This window comes from Candidatus Symbiopectobacterium sp. (genome assembly GCF_020054415.1).
Classification (GTDB): Bacteria; Pseudomonadota; Gammaproteobacteria; order Enterobacterales; family Enterobacteriaceae; genus Symbiopectobacterium.
In genome coordinates, this window is the sequence record NZ_JAHWCO010000675.1 from 1 (window position 1) to 9,495 (window position 9,495).

The 9,495-nt window shown below is 52.8% G+C and carries 7 protein-coding genes and 3 pseudogenes; 6 read left to right on the forward strand and 4 right to left on the reverse strand.

What is annotated here, in order from left to right; translation table 11 throughout:
* Positions 1-136: 136 nt before the first annotated feature.
* Positions 137-277: pseudogene (locus tag QZ506_RS19465) on the reverse strand (MFS transporter); the annotation flags it as partial.
* A gap of 420 nt (positions 278-697) precedes the next feature.
* Here QZ506_RS19465 and fruB point away from each other — a divergent pair.
* From fruB to fruA, 3 genes are read left to right on the forward strand one after another with little or no spacing between them, the layout of a single operon-like run.
* The gene (fruB, locus tag QZ506_RS19470; RefSeq protein WP_291973262.1) at positions 698-1,828 is read left to right on the forward strand and encodes a fused PTS fructose transporter subunit IIA/HPr protein; all 1,131 of its coding nucleotides are present in this window, start codon (positions 698-700) and stop codon (positions 1,826-1,828) included.
* Positions 1,825-2,766 (forward strand): 1-phosphofructokinase, encoded by a 942-nt coding sequence (gene fruK / locus QZ506_RS19475; RefSeq protein ID WP_291973264.1) that lies wholly within the window; start codon positions 1,825-1,827, stop codon positions 2,764-2,766. Before fruB ends, fruK begins: the two co-directional genes overlap by 4 nt.
* Positions 2,767-2,782: 16 nt before the next feature.
* Positions 2,783-4,471 (forward strand): PTS fructose transporter subunit IIBC, encoded by a 1,689-nt coding sequence (gene fruA, locus QZ506_RS19480; RefSeq protein ID WP_291973266.1) that lies wholly within the window; start codon positions 2,783-2,785, stop codon positions 4,469-4,471.
* 57 nt (positions 4,472-4,528) lie between these two features.
* On the opposite strand, the pseudogene nfo reads toward fruA, so the two are convergent.
* Both nfo and QZ506_RS19490 read right to left on the reverse strand, forming a co-directional pair.
* Positions 4,529-5,371: pseudogene (gene nfo / locus QZ506_RS19485) on the reverse strand (deoxyribonuclease IV).
* Between the two features lie 113 nt (positions 5,372-5,484).
* Entirely contained in the window at positions 5,485-6,552 is a 1,068-nt protein-coding gene (locus QZ506_RS19490; RefSeq protein WP_291973268.1) for a YeiH family protein, read from the reverse strand.
* A 110-nt stretch (positions 6,553-6,662) separates the two neighbouring features.
* On the opposite strand from QZ506_RS19490, the gene yieE reads away from it, so the two are divergent.
* Entirely contained in the window at positions 6,663-7,535 is an 873-nt protein-coding gene (gene yieE, locus QZ506_RS19495; RefSeq protein WP_291973270.1) for a DNA-binding transcriptional regulator YeiE, read from the forward strand.
* 143 nt (positions 7,536-7,678) lie between these two features.
* Positions 7,679-9,154, forward strand: a complete 1,476-nt coding sequence (locus QZ506_RS19500; RefSeq protein WP_291973272.1) for an amino acid permease — start codon at positions 7,679-7,681, stop codon at positions 9,152-9,154.
* Between the two features lie 87 nt (positions 9,155-9,241).
* Here the strand turns inward: QZ506_RS19500 and QZ506_RS19505 are convergent, their stop codons facing one another.
* Complete coding sequence (locus QZ506_RS19505) at positions 9,242-9,379, reverse strand: hypothetical protein (RefSeq protein WP_291973274.1); 138 nt, start codon at positions 9,377-9,379, stop codon at positions 9,242-9,244.
* A gap of 23 nt (positions 9,380-9,402) precedes the next feature.
* Between QZ506_RS19505 and QZ506_RS19510 the strand changes: the two are divergent.
* Positions 9,403-9,495: pseudogene (locus QZ506_RS19510) on the forward strand (IS5/IS1182 family transposase); the annotation flags it as partial.

Consider the following 9,495-nt stretch of genomic DNA (forward strand, 5'->3'; position numbering starts at 1 on the left):
ACCGCGCTGCTTGAGTGCCTTGTTATAAGAGGGCCAGTTGGTGATTTTAAAATTTTGTTTTGCCATGGAGACCTGATTTTGAAACAACTGTGGTGATCTGCTCCGATGATTACCCAAAAGTTCTATTTATTCAACAAAGCCTCACTTCTGTCGAAAGGAACAGGCTCAACGTTGGCAATTGCAATGCCCCGGCAATACCGGTCAGGAAAGCAATGACCAGGAATGCAGAGGAGGTCAGATCGGGCTGACGCCGCAATACGGAGTTCAATATAGACATAATTAACAATATAGGGCAGTGCGTTTGTGTGTCAGAAAACGTATGGAAGATACGCGTGTGCAAAAAACGTGCAAGATGAGAGTCAGTGCCGTCTGAGTCAGAAAATGCAAACCGTGATACCACAGCGCGCGTATTTTACGCGAGCTGTGCGCTTTCTGAAAAGATGCTTCATCTTTTTTGCTTCAGCAAGCCTTCAGCTGGTGCGACTTTCTACTATGAATTCAGCATGCTCAATGGCTAAAATGTACGTGATGTCAAAAATTCATCACATGAAATATGTGGAATATTTGCATAAAAGCATCATTAGGCCCAAACTCAGTAAAATGTATCAGTCGTCCTTTTTTTGCATTGTTAGCCATTAGTGGCTTTGTATTTTTATTTGCTTGCTGAAGCGATTCAACAAAAGCGGATAGGAGCGTCATGTTCCAGTTATCACAGAAAGATATTCATATGGGTGCGGCTGCCAGCGATAAGCAGGACGCTATCCAGCAAGTGGCGGCCGCACTGGCTGCTGGCGGGTGTGTCAGCCCTGCGTATGTCGATGGCATGTTGCAGCGTGAACTGCAAACGTCGACCTATTTAGGTAATGGTATTGCTATTCCACACGGCACAACTGATACGCGCGATCTGGTGCTGAAAACCGGTGTTCAGGTGTTTCAATTTCCGCAGGGGATAGCCTGGGGAGAGGAGACCGCCTATGTGGTGCTGGGCATCGCAGCTCGCTCGGACGAGCATCTGGCGTTATTGCGTCAGCTAACCCATGTGCTGAGCGACGAAAACGTTGCAGCGCGTATGGCAAAAACCGCGTCAGCAGAAGAGTTGCGCAGTTTGCTGATGGGGGAGCAGCAGAGCGCGGATTTCCGTTTTGATACCTCGTTGATCACGTTGGACGTTGCCACGGACAGCCTGCTGACGTTACAGGCGTTGAACGCGGGTCGTTTGCAGCAGGTCGGTGCCGTTGATGCCGGGTTTGTCAGCGCGGTCGTCAGCCAGAAGCCGCTTTATCTGGGACAAGGCGTGTGGTTGAGCGATAACGCACAGGGCAATCTGGCGAGTGCTGTCGCTGTAAGCCGCACAGTCACTGCGTTCACCGCCTATGACGAGCCGGTGGCACTGCTGATTACGGTTGCAGCCGCGGATGAACAAGCGTTGGCCCCTATCGATTATTTAAGCAACCTTTTGATAGCACAGAAAGCTGAACGCTTGCTGAATGCTGATGCTGCCACGCTGCTGGCATTGCTGAACAGTGACGTACCGGAAGAAAACGATGTGCTGACCGCAGATTACACCATCCGTAACGAGCACGGGTTGCACGCCCGCCCGGGGACCATGCTGGTGAATGTTATCAAACAGTTCACCAGCGAGATCACGGTGACCAACCTTGATGGAACCGGTAAACCGGCCAACGGGCGCAGCCTGATGAAGGTGGTGGCGCTGGGCGTTAAAAAGGGCCATAAGCTGCGTTTCACCGCAGCGGGCAGCGATGCTGAACAGGCATTGGCGGCGATTGGCGAAGCAATTAATTCTGGATTAGGAGAGGGCGCAGCATGAGCAGGCGAGTTGCCACCATTACCCTGAATCCCGCGTATGACCTGGTGGGATATTGCCCCGAAATTGAACGTGGTGAAGTCAACATGGTGCAAACGGCGGGTCTTCATGCCGCAGGCAAAGGTATTAATGTTGCCAAAGTGCTGAAAGACCTCGGGATTGACGTTACGGTGGGTGGATTTCTGGGCAAAGACAATCAGGACGGCTTTCAGCAATTGTTCAGCGAACTGGGCATTGCCAACCGTTTTCAGCTTGTCCCCGGTCGCACGCGTATCAACGTCAAGCTGACAGAAAAAGCCGGTGAAGTGACCGATTTCAACTTCTCCGGGTTTGATGTCACACAACAAGACTGGCAGCGCTTCGTCAATGATTCGCTCAGTTGGTTAGGGCAGTTCGACATGGTTGCCGTCAGTGGTAGCTTGCCCGCAGGCGTCGATCCGGATGCGTTTACCGATTGGATGTCACGTCTGCGGACCCAATGTCCTTGCATTATTTTCGACAGCAGCCGTGAGGCGCTGGTAGCGGGGCTGAAAGCCGCGCCCTGGTTGGTGAAACCCAACCGTCGTGAGCTGGAAATCTGGGCTGGCCGCAAGTTGCCCACGCTGGAAGATGTGGTAGACGCTGCCCATGCGCTGCGTGAGCAAGGTATCGCTCATGTTGTGATCTCGTTGGGTGCGGAAGGTGCCCAGTGGGTTAATGCCTCGGGTTCCTGGTTGGCCAAGCCACCGGCTTGCTATGTTGTCAGCACCGTAGGTGCCGGTGATTCCATGGTCGGCGGATTGATTTATGGCCTGTTAATGCGTGAATCGAGTGAACACACCTTACGACTGGCAACCGCAGTGGCTGCGCTGGCCGTAAGCCAAAGCAATGTTGGCATTACCGATCGACCTCAGTTGGCCGCGATGATGGCGCGTGTCGACCTGAAACCCTTCAATCGCTAACAGCAAGAGATAGATCATGAAAACGCTGCTGATAATAGATAAATCACTGGGGCTTGCCAGAAGCCACCTAGTGAAAAAACTGCTCGGCGCGGCGGCTGCGAAAACGGACCTGACGCTGACTGACAAGATCGATGAAAGCGAACTGGCGATAGTCCTGGGCGGTGTACTGTCTGCTGACAGCGCGCTCAATGGCAAAAAGGTGTATGTCGGTTATGTTGAACTGGCAGCAAGTCAGCCAGAACAATTTCTGACGCAGGCAAAAGCAAAGGCGGAGCAGTATCAGGCCCCTGCGGCGGCTACGGTGAGTGCACCTTCAGTGCCGCGTATCGTGGCGGTGACGGCGTGCCCGACCGGCGTGGCTCACACCTTTATGGCGGCAGAAGCCATCGAGCAGGAAGCGAAAAAACGCGGCTGGTGGGTGAAAGTGGAAACGCGCGGCTCCGTTGGCGCGGGTAACTCTATCACGTCGGAAGAAGTCGAGCAGGCCGATCTGGTTATCGTGGCAGCGGATATTGAAGTGGATCTGTCGAAGTTTGCCGGCAAAAAAATGTACCGCACCTCAACCGGTCTTGCGTTGAAGAAAACGGCGCAGGAGCTGGATAAAGCGCAGGCGGAAGCTACAGTTTACCAGCCAACAGCGCAAAGTGGTGCACAACCAGCAAGTGCCGGACAGAAAAAGGGTGGCACTGGACCGTACCGCCATTTGCTGACGGGCGTGTCCTATATGCTGCCGATGGTGGTGGCGGGTGGTTTATGTATTGCGCTTTCTTTTGTGTTTGGTATCGAGGCGTTTAAACAGGAAGGCACGCTGGCTGCACACCTGATGAAGATCGGGGGCGGCTCCGCGTTTGCTCTGATGGTTCCGGTGTTGGCGGGTTATATCGCATTCTCCATTGCTGACCGTCCCGGTCTGGCACCGGGGATGGTCGGCGGTATGTTGGCCGTGAGTACCGGCGCGGGATTCCTTGGTGGCATTATCGCTGGCTTCCTAGCGGGTTACCTGGCGAAAGCGCTCAGCGACTATGTCAAGCTACCGCAAAGCATGTCAGCCCTGAAGCCGATACTGATTATTCCTCTTGTTGTGACGCTGATTACGGGCATCATCATGATCTACGTGGTAGGTACTCCGGTGGCGAAGATCCTGACGGGCTTGACCAGTTGGTTGCAATCCATGGGCACGGCTAACGCAGTGATTCTGGGGGCAATCCTAGGCGGCATGATGTGTACCGACATGGGCGGTCCGGTGAACAAGGTGGCCTATGTATTTGGTACCACACTGCTCAGTAGCCAGATTTACGCGCCGATGGCGGCCGTTATGGCCGGAGGCATGGTTCCGCCATTGGCGATGGGCCTTGCGACGTTGGTGGCCGCGAAGAAATTCAGCGCGTCTGAGCGTGAAGGGGGTAAAGCAGCGTTTGTGCTCGGCCTGTGCTTTATCTCTGAAGGGGCGATCCCTTACGCGGCCCGTGACCCGATGCGCGTACTACCGTGCTGTATTCTGGGCGGAGCCGTTACCGGTGCGCTGTCGATGGCCGTGGGCGCACACTTGATGGCACCGCATGGCGGGTTGTTTGTGTTGTTGATTCCTGGAGCGATCGCGCCGGTGCTGGGCTACCTGTTCGCGATTATGGCGGGCACAGCGGTGGCGGGTCTGCTGTATGCCGTGCTGAAACGCCCTGACGAACAGTTGGTGAAAGCGGCGTAAGCGGTAAGTAAAAACTGAACGTAATGCAAAAGCGCCAGCCGTAAGGCTGGCGTTTTTTTATGCGGTTTGTGCCTTCAGCCAGGCAATTTCATCATCCCAGATATCAGGATTCACGGTTTCCAGAATCAGGGGAATACCGTCAAAAAGCGGGTCGCGCATGATATAGCGGAAGGGCGTGTGCCCGATGTTTCCGGCACCCAGACTGTGGTGGCGATAGACGCGGCTGTTACAGGTACTTTTGGCATCGTTCAGGTGCATACCGCGCAGATAACCAAGGCACACGGTATGATCGAACTCGGCAAAGGTCTCATCACAGGCGGCGTCGGTGCGGATATCATAGCCACCGGCAAAGGCGTGGCAGGTATCAATGCAGAACCCTACGCGGGTTTTATCCTCGACGTCCTCGATGATTGCCGCCAGATGTTCAAAGCGGAATCCCAGGTTGGTGCCTTGGCCTGCGGTGTTTTCGATGACTGCCGTTACGCCTTGAGTGGCATTGAGAGCGATATTGATCGACTCGGCAATGCGTGCCAGACAGTCACGCTCATCAATCTGTTTTAAATGGCTGCCGGGGTGAAAGTTAAGTAATGACAGCCCAAATTGTTGTCAACGCGCCATTTCATCAATAAAAGCGCTGCGTGATTTCTCCAACGCCTCTGTGTCCGGATGACCGAGGTTGATCAGATATCTGTCGTGCGGAAGGATCTGCCACGGTTGGTAGCCGTACTGCTGGCAGGCGGCCTTGAACTGCGCAATGACCGTTTCGGATAACGGTGCGGCCTGCCATTGGCGCTGATTTTTGGTGAACAAGGCAAATGTGGTTGCCTTAAGTTCGTGGGCTCTGATGACCGCATGATCCGCACCGCCGGCAGCGCTGACGTGTGCGCCTACATATTTCATGCTGTTCTCCTTATTGCTCTGACGCACAGTATTCCACTGTTATTGACCAAAGGTGATCGCTTGAACTAAAAAGCGTAACAACATTCTAACCGCGCAGCGCAAAAAAGGCGCATTTATGCCAACAACGCCGTGATGCCAAGGTTGATACTGGCACCGCCAATAATCAGCCAGATAAACAGTAATAGCGCCAGCAGCAACGGTTTGGTACCTGCACGGCGTACGGCGCTGAGGCGGGTTGTCACGCCCAAGGCGCCCATCGCCATCGCCAATAACAGATCATCAATCTGGCTGACGGTGGTTAACCAGGTATCCGGCAGCCAATGGCACGAATTAAACCCGGCTACGGCGATAAAACTCACGGCAAACCAGGGGAAGGCCATTTGCGCTTTTTCTGTTGTGCTGCTGGTGCGAAGTTGCAGAAATCCCCCCAATAGCATCAGAAATGGAGCAAGCAGAATGACGCGTAACATCTTGCTAATCACTGCAGTGTTTTCAACATGCGGTGAAATGCTGTGGCCTGCCGCTACAACCTGGGCCACTTCATGTACGGTGGAACCAATATAAACGCCGAACATCTGTGGCGAGATGGGCAAATAGTCGCCAGTCATGGCCAGCGCATAGAGACAAGGATAAAGAAACATGGCGATAGTGCCGAAGATGACAAGGGTGGCGACGGCAATCGCGACGCTGTCGCCCTCTGCCTTGACCGTTGGCGCGGTGGCCAGCACCGCAGCGGCACCGCAAATGCTGCTGCCTGCACCGATGAGATATACTGTTTTGTCATCAAGGCCAAGCAGGGTTTTACCGAGATAACAGGCGAGAAGAAAAGTGGATGCCATCATCAATGCATCAATAACGAGTCCGCTGATACCCAGCGCAGCGATATGTTGCAGGCTGAGACGAAAACCATATAGCACAATGCCCAAACGCAGCAGATGATGCTTTGACCAATTAACACCCTCATCACAGTAGCGTTGCAGGCGTGGGTAAAGCGTGTTGCCAATCAATGCGCCGCCCACCATGGCAAGGGTCAGTGAACCCAATCCCATGTGGGCAACCGAAGGGAGCGCGGCCAGTTGCAGAAATCCGGCGGTCATAAGGGCAATAAAAAGCAGGCCAGGTAGCTTGTGTAAAAGCGGGTGGATAGATTTATCACCTTGAATTATAAAAAGAGATGCCATTTACCTGTTTGAAGTCGAGCTAACCAGGAACACAGCCTATGATGAGTAGCCATAAAAGAGAAATTGATTATATGCTTATAACCTATTGCTATTTCCGGTAAGGGCTAACGATGCACATCACGTTAAGACAACTTGAAGTTTTTGCAGAGGTCCTGAAAAGCGGATCGACCACACAAGCGTCCGTTATGCTGGCCCTTTCTCAGTCTGCCGTGAGCGCAGCGTTATCGGATTTGGAAGCGCAACTGGGCGTACAACTGTTCGATCGAGTCGGTAAGCGGTTGGTGGTGAATGAGCATGGGCGATTGCTTTATCCAAAAGCGTTGTCCATCCTGGAGCAGTCGCTGGAGATAGAAAAAATGTTCCAGCAAGAGAATGGGGCGTTACGCGTGTTCGCCAGCAGCACCATTGGTAACTATCTGTTGCCTGCCATGATTGCCCGCTATCGCCGTGATTATCCCTCTATCCCTTTTGAGCTGCACGTGGGCAACACCCAGGATGTGGTGACGGCGGTGTCGGAATTCAGCGTCGATCTCGGTTTTATCGAGGGGCCTTGTCATCATCCGGATTTGGTGACGCAACCCTGGCTGGAGGATGAACTTGTGGTCTTTTGCGCCCCTGATAATCCCCTTGTACAGCAGACGCTTACCGTCCCTATGCTAGCGGAAGCACCGTGGATCTTGCGTGAACGTGGCTCAGGCACGAGGGAAGTCTTGGATCACCAGCTCTTGGCAAGATTACCCCATTTTAAACTGGTGATGGAGTTGGGGAACTCCGAGGCGATCAAGCATGCCGTGCGTCACGGCATTGGTATCAGTTGCCTGTCACGTCGTGTCATTGCCGATCAGTTGGCTGTGGGGTCACTGGTGGCGTTGCAACTGGAGCAACCGCGCTTGGTGCGTACACTTTATCTGGTGCACCACAGACAAAAACACCTTTCCAATGTGTTGCAACGCTTTCTGGAATACTGTCAGCCAGCAAAGTAGAGTTGACTGCGGCCATTCGACTTTCTTATTGCTAATGATGGCGAGGCAGTTATGAAGCTCTCTTATAACTCGATAATGATAGCGATTCTGTAGAAAACGATTTGCTACAATCCCGCCTCATTTTAGATAGAGCGCAGGATATTATGGCTCAGCAACAATTACATAGCACATCTCAGGGCGCGCCTACTCTGCGCCGTGAGCTTAAAGCGCGGCATCTCACCATGATTGCCATTGGCGGATCCATCGGCACCGGGCTGTTTGTCGCTTCAGGCGCGACCATTTCGCAGGCCGGCCCCGGTGGGGCGCTGCTCTCCTATGCGCTTATCGGGCTGATGGTCTACTTTTTGATGACCAGCCTGGGAGAACTGGCCGCATTTATGCCCGTTTCAGGATCGTTTTCCACTTACGGTGCCAAATACGTAGAAGAGGGTTTCGGCTTCGCGCTCGGATGGAACTACTGGTATAACTGGGCGGTGACGATAGCCGTCGATCTGGTCGCGGCACAGTTGGTGATGGGCTACTGGTTCCCTGAGGTTTCCGGCTGGATTTGGAGCGCCCTGTTTTTAGTCTTGATGTTTCTGCTTAACTACATCTCGGTAAAAGGGTTTGGTGAGGCCGAGTATTGGTTCTCACTGATCAAAGTGGTTACCGTCGTGGTCTTTATCGCCGTTGGCGTACTGATGATCGTTGGCATTCTGCGCGGCGCAGAGAACGCAGGCTGGCACAACTGGCAAATTGGCGATGCGCCTTTTTCTGGTGGCTTCTCCGCGATGATTGGCGTGGCGATGATTGTCGGTTTCTCCTTTCAGGGCACGGAACTGATCGGCGTAGCGGCAGGCGAGTCAAAAGATCCTGCGCAAAATATTCCACGTGCCATTCGTCAGGTGTTCTGGCGTATATTGCTGTTCTACGTGTTTGCCATTCTGATTATCAGCCTGATTACTCCTTATACCGACCCCAACTTGCTGCGTAATGATGTAAAAGACATTACGGTTAGCCCGTTTACGCTGGTGTTCCAGAATGCCGGGTTGCTGTCGGCGGCGGCGGTGATGAATGCGGTGATCCTGACGGCGGTGCTCTCTGCGGGTAACTCCGGAATGTACGCTTCAACACGTATGCTCTTTACTCTGGCGCAGGAAGGCAAAGCGCCGCGTATGTTTGTCAAACTCTCGAAAGGCGGCGTCCCGCGCAATGCGCTGTATGCGACCACCGTTGTGGCGGGACTCTGTTTCCTGACCTCGATGTTTGGTAACAAAACGGTCTACCTCTGGCTGCTGAATACCTCCGGCATGACCGGTTTTATCGCCTGGCTGGGGATTGCGATTAGCCACTATCGTTTCCGTCGTGGCTATGTGCAGCAAGGGTTGGATCTTAACGCGCTGCCATACCGCTCGGGATTCTTTCCGATTGGGCCGATCTTCGCGTTTGTGCTTTGCCTTCTGATCACCCTGGGGCAAAACTACCAGGCATTTTTGCGAGATAACATTGACTGGTATGGCGTCACCGCAACCTATATTGGCATTCCATTATTTTTGCTGATTTGGTTCGGTTATAAATTGTCTCGCGGGACGCGTTTTGTTAAATATTCAGAAATGACTTTTCCTGACTTTCACAAATAACGGTTAAGCATGTGATTCTAACGCTCCATTGGTAATCTGATTACAAATGGCGTTTTTGTGGAAATACACCGCTGATGAATAATGTGGCTACAGTGTTAATTCACAACGCGTAAAAGAATTTCTCCGCTTATGTTGTAATTCAGTATATCCGCTGAGCTTTTCTATCATATTGTGGCTTTGTTGAATAAATAGAACTTTTGGGTAATCATCGGAGCAGATCACCACAGTTGTTTCAAAATCAGGTCTCCATGGCAAAACAAAATTTTAAAATCACCAACTGGCCCTCTTATAACAATGCCCTCAAGCAGCGCGGTTCTCTAACCGTATGGCTAGATGAATCA

Excerpts from the sequence above, each read along its gene's own strand:
- fruB (WP_291973262.1), top strand. The coding sequence starts at position 698 with ATGTTCCAGTTATCACAGAAAGATATTCATATGGGTGCGGCTGCCAGC.
- fruK (WP_291973264.1), top strand. The coding sequence starts at position 1,825 with ATGAGCAGGCGAGTTGCCACCATTACCCTGAATCCCGCGTATGACCTG.
- fruA (WP_291973266.1), top strand. The coding sequence starts at position 2,783 with ATGAAAACGCTGCTGATAATAGATAAATCACTGGGGCTTGCCAGAAGC.
- QZ506_RS19490 (WP_291973268.1), bottom strand. The coding sequence starts at position 6,552 with ATGGCATCTCTTTTTATAATTCAAGGTGATAAATCTATCCACCCGCTT.
- yieE (WP_291973270.1), top strand. The coding sequence starts at position 6,663 with ATGCACATCACGTTAAGACAACTTGAAGTTTTTGCAGAGGTCCTGAAA.
- QZ506_RS19500 (WP_291973272.1), top strand. The coding sequence starts at position 7,679 with ATGGCTCAGCAACAATTACATAGCACATCTCAGGGCGCGCCTACTCTG.